13 protein-coding genes and 1 riboswitch are annotated in these 24,824 nt (G+C 64.2%); of the genes, 8 read left to right on the forward strand and 5 right to left on the reverse strand.

The genetic code is table 11. The annotated features are described in order from the left end of the window. Positions 1 to 12: 12 nt before the first annotated feature. Both JAB6_RS05310 and JAB6_RS05315 read right to left on the reverse strand, forming a co-directional pair. Positions 13 to 1,872, reverse strand: a complete 1,860-nt coding sequence (locus tag JAB6_RS05310) for a M1 family metallopeptidase (protein WP_070301651.1) — start codon at positions 1,870 to 1,872, stop codon at positions 13 to 15. Positions 1,873 to 1,990: 118 nt separating this feature from the next. Beyond that, positions 1,991 to 4,372 carry a M1 family aminopeptidase gene (locus JAB6_RS05315; protein ID WP_070301652.1) on the reverse strand — a complete coding sequence of 794 codons (2,382 nt, stop codon included), beginning with the start codon at positions 4,370 to 4,372 and terminating at the stop codon, positions 1,991 to 1,993. Positions 4,373 to 4,518: 146 nt separating this feature from the next. Beyond that, a riboswitch (yybP-ykoY riboswitch) is annotated at positions 4,519 to 4,700 on the forward strand. Positions 4,701 to 4,709: 9 nt separating this feature from the next. Here JAB6_RS05315 and JAB6_RS05320 point away from each other — a divergent pair. Next, positions 4,710 to 5,285 carry a TMEM165/GDT1 family protein gene (locus JAB6_RS05320; RefSeq protein ID WP_058050181.1) on the forward strand — a complete coding sequence of 192 codons (576 nt, stop codon included), beginning with the start codon at positions 4,710 to 4,712 and terminating at the stop codon, positions 5,283 to 5,285. 112 nt (positions 5,286 to 5,397) lie between these two features. Beyond that, positions 5,398 to 5,619 carry a hypothetical protein gene (locus JAB6_RS05325; RefSeq protein ID WP_070301653.1) on the forward strand — a complete coding sequence of 74 codons (222 nt, stop codon included), beginning with the start codon at positions 5,398 to 5,400 and terminating at the stop codon, positions 5,617 to 5,619. On the opposite strand, the gene JAB6_RS05330 is transcribed toward JAB6_RS05325, so the two are convergent. Together JAB6_RS05330 and JAB6_RS05335 are read right to left on the reverse strand one after the other, a co-directional pair. Continuing rightward, positions 5,616 to 14,306 carry a glucoamylase family protein gene (locus JAB6_RS05330; protein WP_368072915.1) on the reverse strand — a complete coding sequence of 2,897 codons (8,691 nt, stop codon included), beginning with the start codon at positions 14,304 to 14,306 and terminating at the stop codon, positions 5,616 to 5,618. The two genes, JAB6_RS05325 and JAB6_RS05330, sit on opposite strands and share 4 nt — an antisense overlap. 343 nt (positions 14,307 to 14,649) lie before the next feature. After that, a complete protein-coding gene (locus JAB6_RS05335) occupies positions 14,650 to 16,677 on the reverse strand; it encodes an aminotransferase class V-fold PLP-dependent enzyme (protein ID WP_070301654.1) in 2,028 nt (675 codons plus the stop codon). Between the two features lie 151 nt (positions 16,678 to 16,828). Here JAB6_RS05335 and JAB6_RS05340 point away from each other — a divergent pair, with 151 nt between their 5' ends. Both JAB6_RS05340 and JAB6_RS05345 read left to right on the forward strand, forming a co-directional pair. Beyond that, positions 16,829 to 17,326 carry an Lrp/AsnC family transcriptional regulator gene (locus JAB6_RS05340; RefSeq protein ID WP_034753155.1) on the forward strand — a complete coding sequence of 166 codons (498 nt, stop codon included), beginning with the start codon at positions 16,829 to 16,831 and terminating at the stop codon, positions 17,324 to 17,326. A gap of 141 nt (positions 17,327 to 17,467) precedes the next feature. Next, positions 17,468 to 19,444 carry a methyl-accepting chemotaxis protein gene (locus JAB6_RS05345; protein ID WP_070301655.1) on the forward strand — a complete coding sequence of 659 codons (1,977 nt, stop codon included), beginning with the start codon at positions 17,468 to 17,470 and terminating at the stop codon, positions 19,442 to 19,444. Positions 19,445 to 19,453: 9 nt separating this feature from the next. Here JAB6_RS05345 and JAB6_RS05350 read toward each other — a convergent pair whose 3' ends face one another. Next, complete coding sequence (locus JAB6_RS05350; protein WP_175444499.1) at positions 19,454 to 19,954, reverse strand: co-chaperone YbbN; 501 nt, start codon at positions 19,952 to 19,954, stop codon at positions 19,454 to 19,456. Between the two features lie 154 nt (positions 19,955 to 20,108). Here JAB6_RS05350 and JAB6_RS05355 point away from each other — a divergent pair, with 154 nt between their 5' ends. From JAB6_RS05355 to JAB6_RS05370, 4 genes are all read left to right on the forward strand, one after another. Beyond that, positions 20,109 to 20,399: a DUF3349 domain-containing protein gene (locus JAB6_RS05355; RefSeq protein WP_070301666.1), complete on the forward strand. Its 291-nt coding sequence runs from the start codon at positions 20,109 to 20,111 to the stop codon at positions 20,397 to 20,399. A gap of 80 nt (positions 20,400 to 20,479) precedes the next feature. After that, a complete protein-coding gene (locus JAB6_RS05360; protein WP_070301656.1) occupies positions 20,480 to 21,646 on the forward strand; it encodes an HPP family protein in 1,167 nt (388 codons plus the stop codon). After that, a complete protein-coding gene (locus tag JAB6_RS05365; protein WP_070301657.1) occupies positions 21,643 to 22,740 on the forward strand; it encodes a M48 family metallopeptidase in 1,098 nt (365 codons plus the stop codon). Before JAB6_RS05360 ends, JAB6_RS05365 begins: the two co-directional genes overlap by 4 nt. 134 nt (positions 22,741 to 22,874) lie before the next feature. Further along, entirely contained in the window at positions 22,875 to 24,695 is a 1,821-nt protein-coding gene (locus JAB6_RS05370) for a DUF885 family protein (RefSeq protein ID WP_070301658.1), read from the forward strand. The last annotated feature ends 129 nt before the right edge of the window (positions 24,696 to 24,824 follow it).

Consider the following 24,824-nt stretch of genomic DNA (forward strand, 5'->3'; position numbering starts at 1 on the left):
TCCAAAGGAAGTTCAATGCGCTTGCGCGGCCATCAATTTGTCGACGCTTTCCTGCGTCACCGGGTGGTAGCGTTCGCGCGCCTTCGCATACACGTCCTTGGCCCAGGCGTGGCCTTGCGGCGTCTTCATCAGGGCGCTGTACAGGGGCACGACGAACTTCTGGCGGCCCACGCTCATGAGGAATGCCTGCAAGGGCTGCTGCACGTCGTAGCCGGCGTTCACGGAGGCCAGGTAGAAGCGGTACGCCACTTCATTGTTGCCGCTCTTGCCCACGCCGTAGACCTGGTCCAGCTCACGCAATTGCGCCGCGCTGGCCTTGTTGTTGATGTCGTTCAGGAAGTGCATCGATTCGATGGCGATCCACTTGTCCATGCCCAGGTCTTTCGTCGGCAATGTGCCTTTCAACCAGGCGTCGCGATGCTGGTCGAGCAGCGCCAGGCGCGGCGAGACGACGCGCTGCGCGCTGGCCGGAACGCCCGTGCCATACAGCCATTCATCGAGTTCCGCTTCCGGCATCACGGCCGGATGCTGCGCCAGCAGGTTCTTGCGCAGGTAGGTGATGAACTGCTCCGTCGTCACGCTCTGGAACGCGTGCTGGTCGAACCAGCCGCGCAGGAAAGGATCGAACACGGCGCGGCCGGCACGGCGCTCCATGGTGGCCAGGAACCAGGCGCCTTTCGGATAGATGATGCCGTCGTCCGTGTACGTTTCGGCCGGGTTGGCGTCCGCGTCGCGCGTGATCAGCGCCGTTTTCGCGGCCGGAAGTTCGCGGATCGCAGCGGCCAGTTCTTCCTGGTCGACCTGCACGCCCATCTGCGCCACTTCGCTGCCATACAGCTGCTCGACGATGCGCGTGGTGACGTAGGTGGTGAAGCCTTCGTTGAGCCACATGTGCTTCCACGACGCGTTGGTGACCAGGTTGCCCGACCACGAGTGGGCCAGTTCATGCGCGATCAGGTCGACCAGGCTGCGGTCGCCCGCGATCATGGTCGGCGTGAGGAAGGTCAGGCGCGGGTTTTCCATGCCGCCATAGGGGAACGATGGTGGCAGCACGATCATGTCGTAGCGTCCCCAGCCATATGGACCGTACAGCGCTTCGGCTGCCTGGATCATCTTTTCCGTGTCGGCCAGCTCGTATTCGGCCGCCTTGATGCGCGGCGGTTCCGCATACACGGCGGAGCGGGGACCGAGTTTGCGCACTTCCAATTCGCCGATGGCAATGGCCAGCAGGTACGATGGAATCGGCTGCGGCATCCTGAATTTCCAGCCGCCCTTGCCCGTCGCCTTTTCATCGTTCTCGGCGCTCATCACGACGCGCATGCCCGCTGGCGCATCGATGCGCGCGCTATACGTAAAACGCACAGCCGGCGTATCCTGCGACGGTACCCACGAGCGGGCATTGATGCTTTGCGACTGGCTGAACATGAAAGGCAGCTTGCCCGACATGGTCTGCTGCGGCGTGAGCCACTGCAGCGCGATGGCGTTCGGCGCCGTGTGATAGTAGACGCGCACTTTGCCCGGCTGGCCCGTGGTGGTAATGCGCAGCGCCTGGCCCTTTTCCGGGTCGGCCTTGTCCAGCTGGTACGGCGCCATCTGCCAGGCGCCGCGCTTGTCCTGTACCTGCACCTTGGCGATCGACAAATCGCGCGTATCGAGCACCAAAGTGCGCGCCGCCGGATCGATCCAGTTCAAGGACAGCTCGGCATAGCCGGAGAGCGTCTTTTGCTTGAAGTCCGCTTTCAGGTCCAGTTGCAGGTCGCGCGTGCGCACCTGGTCGTAGCGCGCATAGCTGAGGGGGTCGGCGTGCGCGGCCAGGGTTAGCTGGCAAAGGAGCGCACAGCCCAGCGCGCGCAGGAAGGTCAAAGTTTGCATGGTCGTCTTTTGAATGATTTGCGAAAGCCCCGGTCCGTGTACGCCGGGGCGTCGCGCAGAATAGCACTTCCGGCGCGGGCCGGCAGAAAAAAGCGCCGGACTGGCCGGCGCTGTTTCCCTATTTTGCTTCCGGCTTGGCATCGGGCGCCTTGAGCGGCGTATTAAAATCCTTCATCAGGTTGTTCTTGTCGCGGTCCTGCTTGAACAGCTCGAGGCGCGATGGCGTGATTTTTCTCGGCCAGGCGTTATTGCTGGTGTCGATGTCGGCCGTCTCCCAGTACGGGTCCTGCACCAGTCCCACCATCGGCTCGTCCGTGACGATCACCTTGCTGATCTTGTGCGGCGCATGGCGCCACACTTCGGCCGGCACGCGCTCGATGATCTTCTTGCCGCTTTTCAGTTCGATTTCCAGGATCAGCGGCATCACCAGGCCGCCGAGATTCGAAAAATCGACCAGGTACAGATGCTTGCCCATGTTGCGCTGTTCCAGCAGCTTCCTCTCCCACGGCTCCAGCCCCTCCTGCTCTTCCGCATAGCTGTTGCGGTCCTTGTTGGTGACCGTGAAATCATCGTGCCGGTTATAGAAATCCTTCAACGCAGGATCGATGTCGACCTTCTTCGGCAGCACCTTGTTGCGCTGGTCCGAAATCGAGATGGGCTGCGCGTCTTTCTGCGCCTTCTTCCACGCTTTCTCGACTTCCGGGTTCTTCGTGCTCACGCCATATTCGCTGATGCCATCGATGCTGATATCGACCGCATCGGTGGTATAGAACCAGCCGCGCCAGAACCAGTCCAGGTCCGTGCCGGACGCGTCTTCCATGGTGCGGAAAAAGTCGGCTGGCGTCGGGCGCTTGAACTTCCAGCGCAGCGCGTACTGCTTGAAGGCGAAGTCGAACAGTTCGCGCCCGAGGATGGTCTCGCGCAGGATGTTGAGCGCCGTGGCCGGCTTGTCGTAGGCGTTCGCCGTAAACTGCAGCAAGGACTCGGAATTGGTCATGATGGGCACCTGGTTCTGGCTGCGCATGTAGTCGACGATCTTGCGCGGCTCGCCATTCCAGGACGGGAAATGCTCTTCCCACGCCTGCTCGGCCAGGTACTGCAGGAAGGAATTGAGGCCCTCGTCCATCCACGTCCACTGGCGCTCGTCGGAGTTGACGATCATGGGAAAATAATTGTGGCCCACTTCATGGATGATCACGCCGATCAGATCGTACTTCGTCGTCTTCGAATACGTGAGTTCGCCCGTCTTCTTGTCCTTCACGGGGCGCCCGCCATTGAACGCAATCATCGGATACTCCATGCCGCCAACGGCGCCATTGACGGAAATCGCGTTCGGATACGGATAGTCGAAACTGTATTTGTTGTACTGCTCGATCGCGTGCACGACGGCGCGCGTGCTGTACTGCTGCCACAGCGGATTGCCTTCGTTCGGATAATACGACATGGCCATCACGCGCTTGCCGCCGCTGTCCAGGCCCTGCGCATCCCAGATGAACTTGCGGCTCGAGGCCCACGCCACGTCGCGCACATTGGCCGCCTTGAAGTGCCAGGTTTTCATGCCCGCAGCCTTGCCCTTTTCCGCCGCCAGCGCTTCCGGCGGCGTGATCACCAGCAGCGGCGTGTTGCTGTTTTTCGCCCGCGCCAGGCGCTCGCGCTGCACCGCGCTCAGTACGGCCGCAGGATTTTGCAGCTCGCCCGTGGCGGCCACCACGTGGTCGCCCGGCACCGTCAGGTACAGCTCGTAGTCGCCAAACTCCAGCGTGAATTCGCCGGAGCCGAGGAACTGCTTGTGCTGCCAGCCGGCGGCGTCGTAATACGCGGCCATGCGCGGGAACCACTGCGCGATCTGGAAGATCGTGTTCTTGTCGTCTTCAAAATACTCGTAGCCGGAGCGCTCGACGAGCACCTTCTGGTCATTGATCCGATACGACCAGTCGATATTGAACGTGACGCTCTGGCCGGGCGCCAGCGCCACCGGCAGATCGATGCGCAGCATGGTCTGGTTGACCACATACGGCAGCGGCTTGCCGTTGGCCGCTTTCACGGCGGTGAACTTGAAGCCGCCGTCAAATTCGCGGCCCGCATGGATGGCGCGCAAGTCCTCGAATTTCAGCGCCTCGTCTTCGCTGCCACTGAGCCAGGCCTGGCGCGATGGCGCACTCAGTACGCGGCGCTGGTCGGCATCCTGGCGCAAGCCATTCTGGTCCAGCTGCAGCCACAGATAGGCCAGGCTGTCGGGCGAGCGGTTGTGATAGGTGATCTGCTCACTGGCCGTGATGGCGCGGCGTTCCTCATCGAGCGTGGCGCGGATCACGTAATCGGCGCGCTGCTGCCAGTAGGCGTGGCCGGGTGCGCCGGAGGCCGTACGGTAGCTGTTCGGCGTGGGCAGCAGCTCTTCCAGTTGGCGGAACTTGTCGTCGAAGGGCGCGGCGGCGCACAGTCCGGGCAAGGGAGAAAACAAGGTCAAACACAAGGCAAGCAAGCGAACGAGGACCGGCATGGCGCATTCCATCTGGGAGTGGTGGACAGAACTGCATTCTAAGTCGACTCTGTTTGCAAACCGGTCATTGTTGTCGAAGTCCCACACACCGGGCCGCGCCCCACCCGGGCGCTACTGGCGCCGGCGCGGGCATTGGCGTATGATGCGCCTCGAACATTGGGGAGTAGTCGTCCCGCGGTCCTGCCGCGGGAACCTGTATCAACATGATTGGCCCGCAGGCCATGGTGCAGGTGGTTGCAGAACTTGACGAGACCATTGATCCAGGGCGGCCGCATGGGCCGGAGTCGCCTGTGGATCATTGGTTAATTCGTCCGGCCCGCGTACCTCTTGCAATCTCATGGAAGCATTCCTCATCTCCACCGGCATCGTCGGTCTCGCTGAAATCGGCGACAAAACCCAACTCCTGGCCTTTCTGCTGGCCGCCAAATTCCGCAAGCCCTTGCCCATCGTGCTGGCCATTTTCGTCGCCACCATCGCCAACCACGCGTTTGCCGCCGCCGTCGGCGCCTGGATCACCAGCATGCTGGGCCCCGACGTACTGCGCTGGGTGCTGGGCGTGTCGTTCCTGGCCATGGCCGCCTGGACGCTGATCCCCGACAAGCTCGATGAAGACGAAACGAAGCTGGCCAAATACGGCGTCTTCCTGACCACCCTGATCGCCTTCTTCATGGCGGAAATGGGCGACAAGACGCAGGTGGCGACCGTGGCGCTGGCGGCGCGCTACCACGACATTGTTTCCGTCGTGCTGGGCACCACCTTCGGCATGATGCTGGCCAACGTGCCGGCCGTCTACCTGGGCGACAGGATCGCCAACCGTGTATCGCTGCGCCTCGTGCACGGCATCGCGGCGCTGGTGTTTGCCGTGCTGGGCGTGGCCACCCTGCTGGGCGCAGGCGCCGCCCTGGGTTTCTGAGACAGTCTTGGATAATTTCTCATTTACAATATTCATGTTCATAATTACAATGTCGGCGACATGAATACCGGCGCGCCGATCCCAACGACCGGTGCGCTTTCTTGAGGAATGTATGTATTTGAATGGAAAAATGGCGGCGCTGTGCCTGGCCGCTTGCGCCAGCCAGCCTGCCGCCGCCACGGCGGCAGCCGTGAACTACCACCAGCAGACGGCAACGCAGTCCGCGCCCGAAGTGCGCACGCGCGACCTGCTGCTGTTTGGCGCCGGCCTGATCCTGCTGGCCGGCCGGCGCCGTCCCGAACACGATACGTGGCAAGTACGTGGGCAAGACTAAACCAGCAGCAGCACCGCATACTCGCGGCCCTCGTCGCGCAGGGCGATGCTGTTGCCGCCCTGCGTGACGCCATCGAGCGACAGCCCCGCAGGCCGCCCCTGCGCCTGCTCCACCGTGATGGCGTAGCTGCTGGCGCCGAAGCGGTAATGCAGCTTGAAGCTGCGCCACTCGGCCGGCATCATCGGTGCCATGCGCAGCACGTTCGCTTCGCGCGTCAAGCCGAGCAGGGATTCGACGATCAACCGGTACAGCCAGCCCGACGATCCCGTGTACCAGCTCCAGCCGCCCCGTCCCACGTGCGGCGCCACGGCATACACGTCGGCCGTCACCACGTACGGCTCCACCTTGTAGCGCGCCACCGCCTGCGCGTCTGCGCCATGGCGCACGGGGCTGATCATGCGCAGCAGTTCCCACGCCTTTTCGCCGTCGCCCATGCGGGCAAACGCCATCGCCGTCCAGATGGCCGCATGCGTGTACTGGCCGCCGTTCTCGCGCACGCCCGGCACATAGCCGCGGATATAGCCGGGATTGAGGTCGGCCTTGTCGAACGGCGGATCGAGCAGCTGGATCACCCCGGAATCACGGCGCACGAGGCGCGCATCGACCTGGCGCATGGCGCCGGCGACCCGCTCCTTGTTGGCGGCGCCCGACAGCACGCCCCAGCTTTGCGAAATCGAATCGATCTGGCATTCCTCGTTCGTATGCGAACCCAAGGGCGTGCCGTCGTCGAAATACGCGCGCCGGTACCACTCGCCATCCCACGCATGTTCCTCGACGTTGGCCGCCAGTTTCACGGCTTCGTCGCGGCAGAACTGGGCGAACGCGGCGTCGCCGCGCAGCATGGCCACTTCGGCAAAGCGCTGCAGCACTTCATACAGGAAGAAGGCCAGCCACACGCTCTCGCCCTTGCCATGTTCGCCCACCTTGTCCATGCCGTCGTTCCAGTCGCAGGAACCGATCAGCGGCAAGCCGTGCACGCCCAGGCGCAGGCCATGGCGGATGGCGCGCACGCAATGCTCGTACAGGTCGGCCGACTCGCCCGAGCGCACGGGCAAGTCGTAGTAGGAATCCTCTTCCGGCTTGACGGCGCGGCCCTCGATGAAGGGCGCCACTTCCGACAGCACGTTGACGTCGCCCGTGGCGATCACATAGCGGCAGGCGGCCAGTGGCAGCCACAGGTAATCGTCGGAGCAGTGCGTGCGCACGCCGCGGTCCGATGGCGGATGCCACCAGTGCTGCACGTCGCCTTCGACAAACTGGTGCGCCGCGCACAGCAGCAAGTGCTTGCGCAGCAGCTGCGGCGCCGTGTGTATCATCGCCATCGCGTCTTGCAGCTGGTCGCGGAAACCGTAGGCGCCGCCCGACTGGTAATAGCCGCTGCGCGCCCACAGGCGGCAGGCGATGGTCTGGTACATCAGCCAGCCATTGGCGATCACGTCGAGCGACGGGTCGGGCGTTTCGATGCGCACGGCGCCCAGGGTGCTGTCCCAGTGCGCACGCACGGCGTCGAGCGTAGCGCGCGCCGCTTCCTTGCCCGCATGGCGCTGCACCATGGTGCTGGCGTCGGCATTGCGGCGCCCGCCCACGCCGAGGATAAAGACGATTTCGCGCTCCTGCCCCGGCTGCAATTCAAACGGCACCTGGATGGCGGCACACTGGTCCAGTCCCGTGCCCGCCTTGCCTGACAGGCGCACGCGGCGCAGCGCTGCCGGCTGCGCCAGGCTGCCGTTGCGGCCAATGAATTCATTGCGGTCGCAGGTGATGGAACGGATACTGGCATCCGTATTGAAGAAGCCGACCCGGCCCGAAAACTCCGTGTTGTAGTTATTGCGCGCAAACAGGGCGCCGCTGATCGTGTCGACCTCGGTGGCCACATGCATGCCGGACTTGGCGCGCAGGTCGGCCATCACCCATTCCACATAGCCGGTAACGGACAGCCGGCGCGGCACGCCGCTGTCGTTGCGCACCTTGATCACCGAATATTTGACGGCCGCGTCCAGCGCCACATAGGTGCACAATTCCGTGGCGATACCGCCTTCGCTGTGTTCGAAAATGCTGTAGCCGAAACCGTGGCGCGTCACGTAGTCGCCGCTGCCGCGCGCCGGCAGTGACGTGGGCGACCAGAACTGGCCGCTTTGCTCGTCGCGCACATAGAACGCTTCGCCGGACAGGTCGGAAACAGGGTCGTTCTGCCACGGCGTGAGGCGGAATTCATGCGCATTCTCGCTCCACGTGTACGCCTGGCCCGCTTCGGACACCACCGTGCCGAATTGCGCGTTGGCCAGCACGTTCGACCACGGCGCCGGCGTCTGCTTGCCTTCTGCCGTGGTGATCACGTATTCGCGGCCGTCGGGTGTAAAACCGCCGAGGCCATTTTCCAGGATCAGCGCGCGCTCTGGCGCCCGGTGCGGCACGCCGCCCTGTTCGCGGGCCGGGTCCTGCAGCAGCGGCGGCATGCGCAGCACGGGGCTTGGCGGGCGCTTGACCTGCTCGGCCAGGGTGCCGCGCAAATCGCTGATGATGGCGCGCGCCACCGATTGCAGCAAGATGCGGTCTTCGTTCGCGATCTGCTCGGCCAGGCGCACGAAGATGCCGCCCGGGCGGTCGATCGCCTGTGCATCGATGCCCGAGGCGATCAAGCCCATGATCTGGTCGTGCAGCAGCTGGCGGTAGCCCGACTGCTCTTCGTACCAGATCACCAGGTCGACGATCAATCCCTTCAGGCGCCAGTAGGCATGCGCCTGCACCATCTGGCGCGCCAGTTCGATATTGGCCGCGTCGCGTATCTGCAGCAGCACGATGGGCAGGTCGCCGGAAATCGCATACGCCCACAGGCCGGACTGGCCGCGCTGGTTCTTGATCAGGATGCTGGCCTCGGCGCGCAGGGCCGCATTCGGGTAGATCACGGCATTGGCCAGGCGCGCATACAGCTGCGCGTCCGCTTCGCTCGCGTTCAACTGGCGCAGCACCACCTGGCTGTGCGTCCAGGCCAGTTCGAACACGCGGTCGGCCAGATGGCGGTCCTGGTATTTGTCGATCAGGTGCAGCGCCGCCTCGCGCTGCTCGGCCATGCCGGTGACGCTGTCGACGGTGACGGCCTGGTCGGGTTCGAGCGTGATGACATAGCGGATGGCCACGATGGGGTCGAGCACGGAACCGTGGCCGCCACTGAGCGGGCCACTTTCCTGCAGCGCCTGCGGCAGCTGCGCCGTATTGCCACGGCCGATGAAGCGCGCGCGGTCCGTCTCAAACGATACGTCATAGCGTTCGATATCGTGCACGGTCATCACATGCAGCAGCCACGGCATCTGCTCCTCTTTCGAGCGGGGCCGGCGCGTGCATAAAATCGCCTTTTCATGCGCGAGGATTTCCGTCTGCACGAACAGTTTGCTGAACGCGGGATGGGCCGCATCGGCCGCCGCCGGCGCCATCACCACTTCGGCAAAGCTGGTGATCTCGATACGCCGCTGGCGGTTCGAATTATTGCTGATGCGCGTACGCCGGATTTCGATGTCGTCCTCGGGCGAGACGACGATTTCCGTGTACAGGTCGAGGCCATGGTCGGCGCGGCGGAACTCGGCCCGGCCCTCGGAGAAAATCACTTCGTATTTCTTCGGTTCGGCCAACGTGGGCTGGTACATGGTGGACCAGACTTCGCCATCATCGAGGTCGCGCAGATAGCAGAAATTGCCCCAGTTATCGCGCGTGCTGTCTTCGCGCCAGCGCGTCACGGACAGGTCTTTCCAGCGGCTGTAGCTGCCGCCTGCATTGCTCACCATGACGTGGTAGCGGCCATTCGACAGCAGCTGCGTTTCCGGCACGGCGCTGTTGGCTTGCGTGAGGATGCGCATCGGCATGGCCTGCTCGGGCGCGCCGCTGCGCAGCACCGCCAGTTCGGCCGTGTTCGAGTAAAACGCGCCTGCCTGCGGCGTGCGTTCCTGCAGCACCAGCAAGGCCGATTGCAGCAGCGGATCGGACTCGAAACGGCGCTGCATCGGGCGGTCGTGCAGCAGGTAGCTGAGGGCCAGAAAGCCCATGCCCTGGTGGTGCACCATGAAGGAGCGGATGATGGCGCTGCCCTGCCCACGCGGCAGGCGCGCCGTGGTGAAATCGATCGCTTCAAAAAAGCCGTAGCGCCCCATGTAGCCGGCCGCCTGCATGCGCTGCAGGTTCTGGCACGACGCTTCCGGCTGCACCATCAGCCCCATCATGCTGGCGTACGGCGCCACCACCAGGTCGTCGGCCAGGCCCCGCTTCAAGCCCAGCCCCGGCACGCCGAACGCACGGTATTGGTAGTTCAAACTGGCGTCGACCGTGTTGTAGCCGGACTCGGAAATCCCCCAAGGCACATCGCGCTGGCGCCCGTAATCGATCTGCGCCTCGATGACGGAATGGTAGGTCTGGTCGAGCAAGGTGTTCGGGTAGTTCGGCATCACCAGGAGCGGCATCAGGTACTCGAACATCGAGCCGCTCCACGACAGCAGCACGGGCTGGCCGGCCACCATGCACAGCTGGCGGCCCAGGGCGAACCAGTGCTCCTGCGGCAGCTGGCCCTGGGCGATGGCGATGAAGCTGGCCAGGCGCACTTCGGAAGCGAGCAAATCGTAGTAGCTGGGGTCCAAACGCCGTTCGCTGACGTTGTAGCCGATGGCCAGCAGTTTTGTCGATGGGTTGTACAGGAAGCCGTATTCGATCTGCGCGAAGTCGCGCGCCTGGCCCGCCGCGTGGGCGATGTCGCGCATGTGGCGGCCCGCCTGTTCGCGGCCTTGCGCCACCAAGGCGGCCAGCTCCGAAGGCAGGCCTTCCGGCGCTTCCAGATTGGCCAGCTCGCGCAGGGTCGGCACGCGCATCAGCGCCGCATCGACGCCCGCCTGCGCCGCCCACGGCGCCAGTTGCAGCAACTCGGCCAGCGCCGCACGGCACTGGCGCGCCAGCGCACCCGCCCACATCGACAGCTCGCCATCCTCGCTTTGCAAGGTCAGCGACAGCAGCGCGTCGGCCGCGCCATTCGCGGCAGAAAGGTAGGCATGCCATTCGGCCAGGCTGGCCGGTGCGGCCTGCGCCTGCAGCAGGGTCATGCTGTCGCGCATGGCCTTGCCCTCGCCTTCGGCGGCGATGAATTCCTGCAGCACCTGCGCCGTCGTGCGGATGCCCTGCACCACTTGCGCGCCGATGATCGGGGCGTCATACAGCTCCACCAGTCCCGGCTGCAAGGTCAGCAGATGGCCGGCCAGGTTGCCGCTGTCGACCGTTGAAATGTACATGGGCTGCAGCGCCTTCAGGGTCTGCGTGTCGTACCAGTTATAGAAATGGCCCTGGAAGCGTTCCAGTTCGCCCATGCTGTGCAGGGTGGCGCGGCTGCGCTCGATCAACTGGCCCAGGGTCAGATAGCCGAAATCGTAGGCCGTCAGGTTGGCCAGCAGCGCCAGGCCAATATTCGTCGGCGAGGTACGGTGCGCCACCACGAGGTTCGGGTGTTCCTGCATGTTATCGGGCGGCAGCCAGTGGTCGTCCGGCCCGACGAAGGTGTCGAAATAGGCCCAGGTCTTGCGCGCCACGCCATGCAGGAAACGTCCCTGCTCGGCCGACAGGCGCGCCACGGCCCGCTCGATGGGGCGGCTGATCCACCAGGCGATGGCGGGCGCGGCCAGCCACAAGAGCAGCACCACGGCGGCGGCGGGCAAGGCTTCCGGACGCCAGTACAGCAAGGCGCCGAAGGTGGCCAGCGCCAGCGCGGGCGAGCACCACATGGCGCGCCAGCTGTCGGCCTGCGAACCTGACGATACATGCAGGTTCGAAGCGCGCCAGTCGAGCAAATGCTTGTGCGACACGCCCAGGCGCCACAGGGTGCGGACGATGGCGTCGAGACTGATCCACGCTTCGTACGGCAGGAAGACGAGGGTCAGCATGGCGTGCGAAAACTGCACGCCGCAGCGCCGCTCGAACGCGGCCAGGTGCTGGCGCCACAGGGTATCGCGCGGTTTGCGCAGCAGATCGTACAGGGCCGAAAAGACGGGCGGCAGGAAAATGATGGCTAGCACGGCCGCGCTCCAGAAGGCCACGTGCGGCAAGAAGCCCCACACCAGCAGCAGCGACAAGGTGGTGGCCGGCGCGACGACGCTGCGGCGCAGGTTGTCGAACAGCTTCCAGCGCGACAGCATCGACAAGGGATTGCGTTCGCGCTTGCCGGCGCGGCCCGGCACACGGCCCAACAGCCAGCCGACCAGTTGCCAGTCGCCGCGGATCCAGCGCTGGCGGCGGCTCACGTCGGCGTCATAGCGGGCCGGATATTCCTCGTACAGCTGCGAGTCGCTCAAGAGGCCGGCGCGCAGATAACAGCCTTCCAGCAGATCGTGGCTGAGGATTTTATTATCGGGCAGGCGCTGGCCCAGCACGCGCTCGAACATGTCGAGATCGTAGATGCCCTTGCCGATGAACGAGCCTTCATAAAACACGTCCTGGTACAGGTCGGAGACCGTGCGCGTGTAGGGGTCGATGCCCGGTTCGCCGCCGCACAGCAGTTCGTAGCGCGAGGCATTCGCGCTGGGCAGCGCCACAGCCACGCGCGGCTGCAGGATGCCGTAGCCGGCCACGACGCGCGTGCCGGCCGCGTCGAGCACGGGACGGTTCAGCGGGTGCATCATGGTGGCGATGAATTCGCGCGCCGCGTCGCGCGGCAGCTGCGTATCCGTGTCGAGCGTGATCACGTATTTGATCGTGCGCAGGCCGCGCAACTCGCCTTCCACCAGCGAGAATTTGTCGCGCGCACCGCCGCGCAGGAACGCGTGCAGGTCGGACAATTTGCCGCGCTTGCGCTCCTGCCCCATCCACGCATTCTGCTGCGAATTCCACAGCCGCGGACGGTGCAGCAGCAGGAACGGTCCCACATGGCCCAGCTCCTCGGGATCGGCCGGGTCGCCGTTTTCCTTGAATTCGACGCCCTCCACGCGGTATTTCTCGTTCAGGATGCGGATGGTCTCCTGCGCCTGGCGCAGCAAGGCTTCGTCGCCCGGCATCGTTTGCGCCTCGGCGTCGACGAAGTCCGTCAGCAGGCAGAAACGCAGGTTCGGGTCGCGGTTGGCGAGATAACGCACTTCCAGCGCCTCGCACAGGGCCGCCACGTTTTCCTCGCTGTAGATCAGGGTCGGCACGACAACGATGCCGCGCGCGTCCGACGGAATGCCGGCCTGGTAATCCATGCGCGGCAGCGGATGCGGCGACGTCATCAGGGTCGCCAGCCAGTTCACCACGGCCACGGCCAGCTGGCTGCTGCCCAGCAGCGCCAGCGCGCCCAGCGCCGCCAGGGGCCAGCCCTGCACGCCATGGCGCACGGCGCGCTCGAGCAGCAAGGCGCTCGTCGCCAGGGTCAGGAAGCAGATGGCGCCCAGGTAGACGGCCAGCGGCGCGGCGCGCGCCGTGTGCTGCAGCGCCTCGACGAAGGGCAGCTTCGCGCCGGCCTGCTTTTCCAGCACCAGCACGCCGCGCCCCACCAGGTAGAAGCCGATGTGGCCGCGGCGCGCGTCATTGCCGTTGCCGTGCGTGTGCGCCAGCTGCACCACCATCTCGGCCACTTCCACTTCGCTGCGCGCGCTGCGCCTGGCGATGCGTTCGATGGCGTGGCGGTAGCTGTCGCGCGTGGCGAAATCCATCAAGCCATACGTGCCGGCCGGGTCGAGGCGCAAGGTCTGCTCGACCACACTCATGGTCTCGACGAATTCCTGCCAATCCATGGTGCCGAGAAAACGCAGGCTGCCGATGCTGTTGGCGATCGATACCTGGTCGGCCGCCTGCTGCCCGATCTCGGACTGGATCTGCTGCTCGATGGTGAGGCCCGACTCGGCCAGCTTGTGCGTCAGCCACGACAGCGCCAGGGTCAGCGAGGAACTCTGTCCCTGCAGGCGGCGCGACAATTCGGCCACGAAGGCACTGGTCATCGGCGGATTCGACCGGGCCATGTCGGCCACGAGCAGGATCAAGCCGCTGGGATTGCGCTCGGCTATCTCCGTCATCTGGTCGGCCCAGGTATTGGCCAGGTCGCGCTGCATGCGGTCGTCGGCCACGCGCACGGCCACGCGGCGCAGATTTTCGATCAGGGCCAGGCGCAGCATGATGGGCACGGCCCACAGTTCACCGAGCGTGAGCGTGGCCACGTCCTGGTAAGCCTCGACGAAGTGGCACAGGTTTTCCAGGTCGACCCGGCCATCGCCGTGCGAGATGATTTCCAGCGCAATTTTATAGACGCGCGGGCAGCCTGCGTCGGGGCCCGACGTCAAGCGCGGCAGCTCCTTGCTGTAGTTCTTCGGCAAATGGCGCCGCGTGGTGCGGATCTGCTCTTCGATCAGGTAAAAATTATCGAGCAGCCATTCCGAGGCGGGCGTGACCTGGCGTCCGCTTTTGACGGTCGCCGTCAGCTCGTTGACGGTGGCCGTGATCAGGGCCGCATTGTCGGCCAGGCGCGCCAACAGGCGGTCGCGGCCGTGATGCTTGCCCACCGCATGGCCGGTGGCCACGTGCTTGCCGTGGGCGGCCATCTGCATGGCGCTGAATAATTCGGAACGCAGGGGCAAGGCATCGTCGCGCGCGGCGTCGAAGGTATCCGGTGCAAGGGAATGGTCGCGGAAGATTTCTTTAACTTTGGAAATCTGTTCCTTGATCTGCTGCGTGACAACTGCTGTGTACTCTTTCAACTTGGGCCTCGCTAGGTGCGCGCACACAGCCAGCGGCCGCCGTCACGCTGGCCCAGTCTGGAAGAACACGATCGGACACTGGCGAAGACGGAAAGCGAAGCGCCGGAGCGTTGCGACGAATCTCAGGGTATAGGGAGATTTTCTGAACTTCATCGTAGGTGCGCCATCTGCGCAAGACCGTGCGCTAGCGTACATACATCACGTTTTAGGGACGTTTCAGCAAAGAAATTAGCCTGTTGAGCGGCAGAAAAATGCCGTCAGGAAATGAATGCAAGAAATGCGAGAGAAGCACCGTGCCAAAGATGGCACGGTGCAATATTTCAAGAAAGAAAGTTCAGACCGTTCAGGCCGCAATGGCCAGCGGGTGGCGCGTCGCCTCGGCCATCGCCATGCCGCCATTGAGTTGCCATGCCGCGCTGTGACCGAGGCGGCGCAGGCAGGCGCTAGCGCGCGCGCTGCGGTTGCCGCTGCGGCAGAAAAAGACCAGCGGGCGCTGCGGCTGCTGCAGCCACGCGGCCACCTGTCCCGCCAGCCGGCTCAGCGGTACGCTGCGCACTTCGCAGCCCTCGAACACCGTGCCGGCGCACGCCGCGTGTTCATACGCTTCGCGCACGTCGACGAGGATGGCGCCGGGATGCTGGCGCAGGAAGGCGGGCAAAGCGGCCGCATCGAGCTGCAGTTCGACAGCCGGCGCGCTACCGTCCTGCACGGTGCGCACGGTAGCGCAAATGCTGCCGTCGTCGCCTGACGCGCACAGCACGGTATCCTGTGTCAGCAGCGCCGCATCCAGCAAGGGCGCCAGCGCCCCGGGCGCCAAGGCGCCGATGAAGGCGAAGCGCTGCCCCAGCAGATACACATGGTTTTCGCCGCATTCGACGCGGCGCAAACGCTGCTGGCCCAGCGCCAGCTCACCGTCGATATCGACGTGACCGACTTGTTCGATCTCGAGTTCCTGCAGCAGCGCCAGGCGCGCCACGCCATGGTCGGCTGGTGCCGCCGTGTGCACGATGGCGCGCAAGGCCAAGTGCTGGCAGCGGATGAAAGCGGCCAGGCGCGGCACGAGCGCGGCGACGGGATCGATGACGACGCAACTGGCGCTGGCAGCGTCGCTGAGCAGCCAGGTGCACTGGCCATCAACGCTGAGCTGGATCACGCCGTCCTGCGGCGATGGCGCCAGCGCGGACGGCAGCAAACAGCTGCTGCGCAGCGCTTCGCCGCAGCGCTCGATGCGCGCACAGGCGGCCGTCACCGTCGCCGCGTCGATCAGGGGACCGAACGACAAACGGATGGCCGAGCTGGCACGCCATTGCGGCACGTGCATCGCTTCCAGCACATAGCTGGGAAGCGCCTTGGCGGCGGAACAGGCGCTGCCCGAGCTGACGCGCACGCGCGCCGCGTCGAACAGGTCCAGCAGCTCCTTTGACGACAGGCCGGGCACGGAAAAATTGAGCGTCGTCGACAAGGACAAGTCGAACGGCATATTGAACACGATGCCGGGGAAGGCACGTTCCAGGCTGGCCACCAGCTGCTCGCGGAACGCGGCCAGGTCGGCGTGGCTGCGGAAGGTCTTGCCATCGTCGAGCGCGGCCAGCACGGCGCCCAGCGCGGCGATGCCGGCCATGTTTTCCGTGCCCGAGCGCAAGCCCGCTTCCTGGCCGCCGCCCATCATCAACGGGGTAAACGGGGCGCCGGCGCGCACGTACAGCATGCCGATGCCCTTGGGCGCATACAGCTTGTGGCCGGAAAACGGTGCGTAATCGATGCGCGTGGCGGCCAGGTTCAGTTTCAGCTTGCCCAGCGCCTGCACGCAATCGACCATCCAGTAGGCATCGGCGCCGCGCTCGTGCAGCAGCTGCGCGATGGCGGACAAATCGCTGACGACGCCCGTTTCATTATTCGCCGCCATCGTGCACAGCATGGCCGCGTCGCCGATCAGCGCACCGAGTGCCTGCAGATCGTGGCGCCCCTGCGCATCGACGGGCAGCTTGCGCACTTCCAGGTTCAGGCCCAGCAGGCGATTCCAGTGCGCCAGGCTTTCCGGTACGGCCTTGTGCTCGGTCGCGCCATACAGCAGCAGGCTGCCGATGCGCTTGCCCGCATCGCGCCGTTCGCGCAACGCGCACAGGGCCGACAGCACGGCTGTCTGAATGCCTTCGGTGGCGCCGCTGTTGAACATCAGGCGGCCGTCGCCCACGCCCAGCAAGCCGCTGGCGCGCCGGCGCACGCCATCCATCATGGCCTTGGCCTGCAATCCCGTCGCGTGGGTGCTGCTGGGATTGCCATAGCCCTGCTCCATCGCCTGCTTGGCGGCGGCAACGGCGGCGGGCAGCACGCAAGTGGTGGCATTGCTGTCGAGGTAGATTTCTTTCATGATGGCAGTCTGAGTATTCTATAAAAGGGGCAGCGCAGGCGGCTGGAACATATGGATAGTCTACCGGCCCGCCCCCGTGAAGATATGCCAAACAATGCTGCAAACGATGTACCATGCAGCATGTTCATGCCATAAAAACTGGAATAGTAAAATGAATTCACCAAACGCCTCGCTCGACAAATTCGACTGCGCCATCCTGGCCGCCTTGCAGCAGGATGGCACCCTGTCGATCGCCGCCCTCAGCGAAAAGATCGGCTTGTCCAGCACGCCGTGCTGGAAGCGGGTCAAGCGCCTGGAAGAAGACGGCTATATCGAGAGCCGCGTGGCCATCGTCAACCGGCAAAAAGTGGGTTTGCCCGTGACCGTCTTCGTCAGCGTGCGCACGGGACAGCACGATGAAAAATGGCTGCGCCGCTTCGCCGCCGCCGTCATCGTCTTGCCCGAGGTACAGGAATTTCACCGCATGAGCGGCGACATCGATTACCTGCTGAAAGTCGTCACCACCGACATCAAGGGCTACGACACGTTTTATAAAAAACTCATCAAGGCCGTGCAGCTGACGGGCGTGTCGTCCGCCTTTTCCATGGAACAAATCAAGTGCAGCACGGAATTGCCGCTGGAATTGATCGCCCACGGCTTGCCTGCCTGAAGCAAAAGCCCGTTGCTGCAATGCAACATCAATGAACGAAAAGCAGCAATGGTGCGATGGAAGGCGCAGTGCGGCCGGTATACTGTCGACCTGCCTGCCCGCTTTTCTGCTCATTCTGCAGCCCATCCTCCAAGGTCTTCCATGTCTCTGCTCCGCCGCCTCTCCATCCAGAAAAAACTCCTGTTCAGCATGGGCTTGTGCCTGCTGCTCTTCATGGCGATCTCGTCTTTCCTCAGCGTGCGCATGAGCAGCGATTACGTGCGCGAGCGCGTCGTCAGCCAGGAGTTGCCGGCGCAAGTGGGCGAGATCCGCAACGACGTACTGCGCCAGATCAGCCAGCCCCTGTCCGTGGTGCAGACCATGGCCAACGATGTCTACCTGCAAGACTGGGAAGACGCGGGCTTGCCCGACAGCGGCATCGCCACCTTCCAGCGCTACGCCAAGGTCGTCAAGGAAAAGAACAAGGCCGCTTCGATCAACTGGGCCTCGGCCAGCACGGGCAAGTATTTCACCACGGAAGGCTTGCTGCGCACCCTGGACAAGAACCAGGCGGCCGACCAGTGGTTTTATGGCTTGCTGGCCGGCGACAAGGCCTACACGCTCGACATCGACAAGGCGGAAAACTCCAGCGACCTGATGCTGTACCTGAATGCGCGCGGCCAGACGGCGGGCGGCAAGCAGATCGCGGCCGGCCTGGGCCTGTCCATCAATGCGCTGGCTGACACCATCCGCAGCTACAAGATCGGCCAGACGGGCCATGTCTACCTGGCGCGCGCCAATGGCGTGCTGCTGGTGCACCGCGACACGGCCCTGGCCGACGGCAAGCATCAGCTTAAGGATCTGCCCGGCTTTAGCGATACCCTGAGCAAGAGTCTGTTGACCGGTAACAAATACGCGTACGCCATCTACGACGCGCCTGCGGGACGCCAGTTCGTCGCCGCCTCCTTCGTGCCGGAATTGAATTTATACGTGATGGCGGAAGTGCCGGAAGCGGAAGTGCTGGGCAATGTCACGCGTTCGGCCCTGCTTGCCGCCCTGATCGCCGGCCTCGTCGGTGGCGGTATCGCCCTGTGCATCATTTATGTCATCAGCCGCGCCATCGCCGCCCCCGTCGCGCGGGCGGCCGACATGCTCAGCGAAATCGCCAGCGGCAATGGCGACCTGAGCCGCCGCATGCCCGTCGAGTCGGAAGACGAGGTCGGCGCGCTGGCCGCCGCTTTCAACCGCTTCGTCGCATCGCTGAACGTGACGATACGCGAAGTTCGCGACAGTACGGGCTCCATTGCCAGCGCATCGAGCCAGATCGCGTCGGGCAACCTGGACCTGTCGGCGCGCACGGAAGCCCAGGCGTCGAGCCTGGAAGAGACAGCGGCCGCCATGGAAGAGCTGACGTCGACCGTGAAACAGAATGCGGACAACGCGCGCCAAGCCAATCAGCTGGTCGTGTCGGCCTCGAGCCACGCCGTCAAAGGCGGCGAGGTGGTGGGACAAGTCGTGCAGACGATGGGCGCGATTACGGAAAGTTCACGTAAGATCGCCGACATTATCGGCGTAATCGATGGCATTGCCTTTCAAACCAATATCCTGGCATTAAATGCGGCAGTCGAGGCGGCCCGTGCGGGCGAACAGGGTCGCGGTTTTGCCGTGGTGGCAACCGAGGTGCGCAACCTGGCGCAACGCTCGGCAGCGGCAGCGAAAGAAATCAAGGACTTGATCGTCGACTCGGGCAGCAAGGTGGAAGCGGGCAGCAAGCTGGTCGACTCGGCCGGCGCCACCATGCAGGACATCGTCGTCTCCGTGCAAAGGGTGGCCGACTTGATGGGAGAAATCGCCTCGGCCAGCCAGGAACAAAGCCAGGGTATCGCGCAAGTCAATGCCACCGTCACGCAGATGGATGACGCCACCCAGCAAAACGCGGCGCTCGTGGAAGAAGCGGCGGCGGCAGCCCAATCGTTGCAGGACCAGGCGGGCCGGCTGGCGCAGGTGGTCAGCGTGTTCAAGCTGGAAGAATCCGGGCATGCGGCGCAGCCACAACCCCGGCAGCCGGCGCACAAGCCAACGCTGCCCACGCCATCACGCCCGGCAGCGCCGGCCAGCGATGCGTGGGAAGAGTTTTAAAGAAGACGCTTAAATCGCCAGCGCTTTCACGCTGGCGGCTTGCTTGAAGAAATCGTAGATGCCGCTCTCGCTCATGCGGCGGGCATTGGCCAGTTCGCCGCCCTTGGTGGCGTACAGCACCTGGTTATTGTCGCTCGAGACCAGCACGGCAGCCGGGATGCCTTTCTTGAGCGGATTGCCATAGGCTTGCGCCACGTCCAGGTTATGGTCGAAGTTACCCACATCGACCTTGACGACCTTGAACTGCTGCTGCATCAATTCCGCGTTCTTGCCTTCCTTCAATGCCTTGTCGAGCGCGCGGCAATCCTCGCACCAGTTGGCGCCAAAGATCAGCAAGACGGGCACGTGCGCCGCCTTCGCTTCGGCCAGCGCACGGGCCACGTCTGCCTTGGCGTCGGCCGCCGCGTTGTACGGCAAGTGCGGCGTGGCGACGGGGTTAGCCGGTGTCGGCGCGGCGGCAACGGCGGTGCCGGCAAGCAGCAGGCTGGCAAGGAAAAGAGAAAAGCGCATGCGGGCTCCTGAAAAAAATCGTGAGGCCAGCTGAACAGCTGCCAGCTAGCGTGATTGTCTAGAATATGCCTGCTTATGGGAAATATCCACCATTTAATTGCACTGTGCTTATGCGGAAAAGGTATAAGCAACACCAAGGAGTAGCCGCTTGAGCATGCCAGATACCCTGCCCCCAACCTTGTCCGGCGCCGCTCGCATGCTGCGCAGCGCCTATCCCGCTGGCATTCCCAACTCGGCGTATTTTGCCGTATTGGCCCTGCTGTATGAACACTTTTCCGACCGCAACTTGGCCGAGCTGATGGCCGCTGTAATGGGCAAGGATGCGGCGGTGGTCCTCAATGACATCTATGCCTGCGCCAGCAGCAAACCGGCACCTTCCGCCATCGCGGCCTCCAGGAACTTGCTGGAGCAACACGGCTTGCAAGCAGTCTGTGCCGAAGATTGATGCCTGCAGGCAGCGAAATGGAACGCATGGGATAATATCGGGCTCACACTGAGCAACGCGATCCGAACGCGCCCTCCTCCATGACGACTTCTTTCCTGGCACGCTGGCTGCCGCAACCGAACAACGGCAGCCGCCGCGAACAATTACGTGCGTGTGCAGGCGCTATCTGCGGCTTGCTGCTGACAGGCCTGATCTGCCATTTCCTGCTGGCCCCCGACAGCGCCAGCGTCTACCTGATCGCGCCCATGGGCGCCTCTGCCGTACTGCTGTTCTGCCTGCCGGCCAGCCCGCTGGCCCAACCGTGGTCCGTGGTAGGCGGCAACGTCATCTCCGGCCTGGTCGGCATGGCCTGCGTGAAATGGCTGGGATCCAGCGTGGGCGTGGCGGCGCTGGCCGCCTGTCTGGCCATCGGCGCCATGTTTGCCCTGCGCTGTCTGCATCCTCCGGGCGGCGCCGTGGCGCTCACCACGGTGGTTGGCGGCGCCAGCGTGCATGCGGCCGGCTTTGAATTCGTCTTCATCACCGTGCTGTTCAATTCCGCCGTGCTGGTCGCTTGCGCCGTGCTGTACAACAACCTGACGGGACGCCGCTACCCGCACATCCAGCAACTGGTGGCGCCGCATCCGCACGATACCAAGGATAACGTGCCCAGCAACCGCCTGGGCTTTTCGCCCGATGACCTCGATGCCGTGTTGCGCCAGCACAGCGAAGTGCTCGATATCAGCCGCGACGATTTGCAAGCGATCTTCCTGCAAACGGAAATGCGCGCCTACCAGCGCCGCTTCGGCGTCGTCACCTGCGCCGACATCATGTCGAAAGACGTGCTCAGCGTGGAGTTCGGCACGCCGCTCGATGTTGCCTGGCGCACCATGCGCGAACACCAGGTGGGCGCCCTGCCCGTGCTGAACCGGGCGCGCCGCGTCATCGGCATTATCACGCAGACGGATTTCCTGCGCCATGGCGGCCTCGACGATTATCAGGGCATGCGCCAGCGCCTGCGCGGCCTGCTGCAACGCAGCGGCCTGTCCCATAGCGACAAGCCGGAAGTGGTGGGGCAGCTGATGACGCCGTCCCCGCACACGGCCCGCCTGGGCACGCCCATCATCGATCTGGTTCCCCTGATGGCCGACGCCGGCTACCACCATATTCCCATCCTCGACGATGAAGAACGCTTGGCCGGCATCATCAGCCAGTCCGACCTGATGGCGGCCCTGTACGAAAGCCGCTTTGCCGAGGCCGCCGCATGACGCCATTCCAGGCGCTGTTGACGGGTCCCGAGGGCGGCTCCGCCGGCACGGTCGTCAGCGCGCATTTTTTCGGCAGCCAGCTGGCTATCGATGCGCCCGGCCATGGTGTCGACGTGGCGCAGCTGGTCGTCAGCGTGGGCGGCGTCGATGGGCCGGAACTGTTCCTGAACTGGCTCGACGAACAAGGACGGCAAGCCTCGCTCAAGCCGCTGACGGCTAGCGACATCGCCATCGTCTTGCGCGAAGCGCCGGCCGCGCTGCAGCCACAACTGCAGCGTTTGTGGGGCGAGCGCCAGCGCAACCGGCGGCAGGTGTCGGGCTGGCTGGCCGGTTTGACAGGCGCGGCCGTCGTCGCGGCAGCTCTGCTGTGGTGGCAAGGCGGCCATGCCGTCGGCGCGCTGGCGGGATGGATCCCCTTGTCGACGGAAAAGCAGCTGGGCGAACTGGCCCTGGCGCAAGTGCGCGCGCAAGGCGGCATCAGCGAAAGCGGCGTGGCGCAGCAGACGGTGCAGGACATCGGCCGCAAGCTGACGGCCGGTTCGCGCTACCAGTACCGCTGGCTGATCAAGAACGACGACACGGTCAACGCGTTTGCCATGCCCGGCGGCATCATCGTCGTGCATACAGGCTTGCTGCGTCAGGCCGCCGACCCGGGCGAACTGGCCGGCGTGCTCGCGCATGAAGTGCAGCACGTGGAACAGCGCCATTCGCTGCGGCAAATGATCAGCAGCCTGGGCTGGGGTGCCCTCGTGGGCGTGACCATCGGCGACATCAGCGCCGTGGCCGCCATGCTGGCGCACCAGGCCGGCACCTTGTATTTCAGCCGCGACATGGAAGAAGAGGCGGACCGTCTCGGTCTGCTCGCCTTGCAGCGCGCGCGCATCCGCCCCGACGGCATGCTCAGTTTTTTCCAGAAACTCGATGACAAGGACAAGGCCAAGGTGCCCGACTGGATTTCCTCGCACCCGCAAACGGCGGCGCGCGCGCAGCAGATCCGCAGCCTGATCGCCGCCACGCCCTGCCCTGCTTGCCTTCCCTTGAGCAGCAGCCACTGGCAAGCGATGAAAGCGGCCCTGCCGCCTACGGCAAAATAGCAACATTCCTCTCGTACAATTTATCCAAACGTACTGGGCAATGGCGTATGCTTACGCCCCGGCTGCTCCATCGCGACCGGCCACCCCGACCCACAACGCCTCCATTCATTCCCTCCTTACAAAGGACATCGCGCATGAAGCATCGTTTTGCCGCCGGCACCCTCGGCACCCTGGCCATCTCCCTGTTGCTCGCCTACGCACCCATGGCGCAAGCGGCCCAGCCCGCAGCCAAAACAGCCGTCGCGCCCGCCGTCAGCGCGCCAAAAGCAAAGCAGCAGCTGCAAGTACTGGCCGACACATACTACGATGCGCTGGCCCGTTTCGAGCCGATCAATGCCACCGAGAGCGGCGACAACCGGTTTGACGACCAGCTCGGTTCAGCCATCGTGCCCGCCGCGCGCGCAAAACAGTTCGCGCTGTACCGCCAGTACCAGAAGACGCTGCGCAGCATTGCCCGCGCGCAGCTGTCGCACCAGGACCAGATCAACTACGACATCCTCGACTATGAACTGGCGACGGCGCTGAGCTTCGAGCGCTTCCCGGAATACCTGCTGCCGCTGAACCAGATGGACAGCATGCCCGTCACCCTCGCCAATTATGCGGGCGGCGAGGCATCGCAGCCTTTGACAACGATCAAGGAGTATGACGCTTACCTGAGCCGTATCGGCCAGTTGCCGGGCTGGATAGACCAGGCCATCGCCAACATGAAAGTCGGCATGCAAAAGGGCATCGTGCTGCCGAAGGCGCTGACGGAATCGGCCCTGCCGCAATTCAAAAAGCTCGTCAGCGCCACGCCGCAGGACAGCGTCTATTACACGCCGATCAAGAACTTGCCGGCCAGCTTTTCCGACGCGGACAAGGCGCGCCTGACGCAAACCTATACCGTCATCATCGAAGCCAAGCTGATGCCCGCGCTGCAGCGCCTGTCCACCTTCATGGAGCGCGATTACCTGCCGGCCGGCCGCACGAGCAGCGGCTGGAGCACCCTGCCCGATGGCGCCGCCTGGTACCAGGCGCGCGTAGCCAGCAGCACCACCACGGATCTGAAACCGGAGCAGATCCACGCCATCGGCTTGAAGGAAGTGGCGCGCATCCAGGAACAATACGCGATCGTGGGCCCGAAGATGGGCTACAACGGCCCGGCCGCCGGCTTGCCCGTATGGGTATCGGAACAGGCGAAATACCGCCCGTTCAAGACGGAGCAGGAAGTGCTCGACGTCTACCGCAAGCTAAACGTGCTGCTCGACAGCAAATTGCCCGCCCTGTTCACCCTGGTGCCGAAAGCGCCGCTGGACTTGCGTCTGGAACCTGAACTGAGCCGCGACACGGCCGCAGATCACTACACGGCGCCGGCCGCCGACGGTTCGCGCCCCGGCGTGTTCTGGTCCGTCGTCACGGATCCGAAACTGTATGGCGACACGGGCATGACCACCCTGTTCCTGCACGAAGGTAAACCTGGCCACCATTTCCACCTGGCGCTGGTGCAAGAGATGGACTTGCCGAACTTCCGCCGCTTCGGCGGCAACAATGCCTTCACGGAAGGCTGGGCCCTGTATGCGGAAACCCTGGGCAAGGAAATGGGGCTGTTCGATGATCCGGCCCAGTATTTCGGCCATTTGAACGACGAGATGCTGCGCGCCGTGCGCCTGGTGGTCGACACGGGCTTGCACACCAAGGGCTGGACGCGCGAGCAGACCATCAAGTACATGCGCGATACCCTCGGCTATGACGCCGTGGCGAAAAGCGAGACGGAACGCTACATGGCGTGGCCGGGCCAGGCCCTGGGCTACAAGATCGGTTCGCTGAAAATCGTCGAACTGCGCCAGCGCGCGCAGCAGGCGCTGGGCGACAAATTCAGCCTGCCGAAGTTCCACGAAGTGGTGCTTGGCGACGGCACCCTGCCCCTGAAACTGCTGGAAGCCAAGGTCGACCGGTGGATCGCGCAGCAGAAGTAAGCTAACTGCGTCTCGCAACAACGGCAGCGCCAACCGGGGCTGCCGTTTTTTTTCGCACCGATATTTGATCTGGCGCAGATCCGGCGCATCTCACGCACGCCTGCCGGAACGCGTGCCAAACAATGCTGC

Source organism: Janthinobacterium sp. HH104 (genome assembly GCF_001758715.1).
GTDB lineage: Bacteria > Pseudomonadota > Gammaproteobacteria > Burkholderiales > Burkholderiaceae_D > Janthinobacterium > Janthinobacterium aestuarii.

What these genes read in the sequence shown, in the direction of transcription:
- JAB6_RS05310 (WP_070301651.1), bottom strand. Translation starts at nt 1,872, where the DNA reads ATGCAAACTTTGACCTTCCTGCGCGCGCTGGGCTGTGCGCTCCTTTGC.
- JAB6_RS05315 (WP_070301652.1), bottom strand. Translation starts at nt 4,372, where the DNA reads ATGCCGGTCCTCGTTCGCTTGCTTGCCTTGTGTTTGACCTTGTTTTCT.
- JAB6_RS05320 (WP_058050181.1), top strand. Translation starts at nt 4,710, where the DNA reads ATGGAAGCATTCCTCATCTCCACCGGCATCGTCGGTCTCGCTGAAATC.
- JAB6_RS05325 (WP_070301653.1), top strand. Translation starts at nt 5,398, where the DNA reads ATGTATTTGAATGGAAAAATGGCGGCGCTGTGCCTGGCCGCTTGCGCC.
- JAB6_RS05335 (WP_070301654.1), bottom strand. Translation starts at nt 16,677, where the DNA reads ATGAAAGAAATCTACCTCGACAGCAATGCCACCACTTGCGTGCTGCCC.
- JAB6_RS05340 (WP_034753155.1), top strand. Translation starts at nt 16,829, where the DNA reads ATGAATTCACCAAACGCCTCGCTCGACAAATTCGACTGCGCCATCCTG.
- JAB6_RS05345 (WP_070301655.1), top strand. Translation starts at nt 17,468, where the DNA reads ATGTCTCTGCTCCGCCGCCTCTCCATCCAGAAAAAACTCCTGTTCAGC.
- JAB6_RS05350 (WP_175444499.1), bottom strand. Translation starts at nt 19,954, where the DNA reads ATGCGCTTTTCTCTTTTCCTTGCCAGCCTGCTGCTTGCCGGCACCGCC.
- JAB6_RS05355 (WP_070301666.1), top strand. Translation starts at nt 20,109, where the DNA reads ATGCCAGATACCCTGCCCCCAACCTTGTCCGGCGCCGCTCGCATGCTG.
- JAB6_RS05360 (WP_070301656.1), top strand. Translation starts at nt 20,480, where the DNA reads ATGACGACTTCTTTCCTGGCACGCTGGCTGCCGCAACCGAACAACGGC.
- JAB6_RS05365 (WP_070301657.1), top strand. Translation starts at nt 21,643, where the DNA reads ATGACGCCATTCCAGGCGCTGTTGACGGGTCCCGAGGGCGGCTCCGCC.
- JAB6_RS05370 (WP_070301658.1), top strand. Translation starts at nt 22,875, where the DNA reads ATGAAGCATCGTTTTGCCGCCGGCACCCTCGGCACCCTGGCCATCTCC.